Source organism: Klebsiella sp. A-Nf5, assembly GCF_002810545.1.
GTDB lineage: Bacteria > Pseudomonadota > Gammaproteobacteria > Enterobacterales > Enterobacteriaceae > Klebsiella > Klebsiella variicola.
The window spans coordinates 1-1,079 of sequence record NZ_PIOG01000098.1; the positions used below are offsets into that span (position 1 = coordinate 1).

Here is a 1,079-nt window from a genome sequence, read left to right on the forward strand (position 1 = left end):
GGCGAAATTTGCCCGGACATAAGATAAAGGTTAACGAACTGCTTACGAGCGTGATGGAGGAGGAAACGGCTCGGTATTACTCCTCTTCGGCAGACCTGATGGGCTTTTCGCTACCGGCGTAGCAAGGGTTGCCTGACATCATCAGGCAACCACGACCGGTTAGTGCTTGGTTATATACTCACCATGTAACATCATGTCTGATAGTGGTTTTTTCTTACCCTTAGAAACCCATACCGTCTTTTTTACCGTAGACAAAAAGTTTTCTGTTTTGTGATCTAGCAACGGTTCCAACGAGTCGCTTTAATCCACAGAGACAGCGTCACGGATACCTTCCATTTCCGACCAAAACCGAAATGCATCATCACGAATAAATGGACAAATAATACCAAAATGCCCCGTTGTTCTCTCAACCCAGGAATAAACGCCAAAAAAGCCGAGACCCGAATTGCGGGAGCCGTTCCTCTCGTATCCCAGACTCACACCAGTTACCCAGCGCGTAATGGACATCAACCAGAATATTATTCCCCGTCGATGTCATTACTACACCAGGAGTTTGATCTGCCAACATTTCATTGATGGAATCTGGCGAGAGAATACGTTAACCCGCAAACATCCCATTCTGAGCGATCATACTCAGAAAATTGAGATAATCCTCCGCCGTACTGACCGCCCCGCCCTTCAAAACTGGATTCAGGATCTCCTCCACAGGCACATCATTAGCTCGATCCCTTCGCGGATGCATCCATTGGGTTCGCATCATCCCCAACGGTCCGGCTAATTTCTCCTGGAATACCTGACTCTAGCATTTCCCTGTAATCACCTCAACAACAGCGCCAACTACCTGAAAACCCGGATCACCATAGGCAAAAACTTTTCCAGGACGGCTAATCAGAGGGCGCTGCATAAACTCCTGCGCCGACTGTACTAACGTAATGCGATGATCCTGAGCAAACTCATAGAACTCCTCTTACGTACCGGCAAGACCTGAAGTCTGAGATAAAAGCTGACGTAGAGTTAGTTCATCAGCAATTTTCGGAAACGCTGGCAGCCAACGTGAAACAGGCTGATCCAAGGATAAT

At 47.6% G+C, this 1,079-nt stretch carries 1 protein-coding gene; it reads right to left on the reverse strand.

The features are described 5' to 3' along the window. Nucleotides 1-967: 967 nt before the first annotated feature. A complete protein-coding gene (locus CWM53_RS32350) occupies nt 968-1,072 on the reverse strand; it encodes a beta-lactamase family protein (protein ID WP_227521702.1) in 105 nt (34 codons plus the stop codon). Nucleotides 1,073-1,079 lie beyond the last annotated feature (7 nt).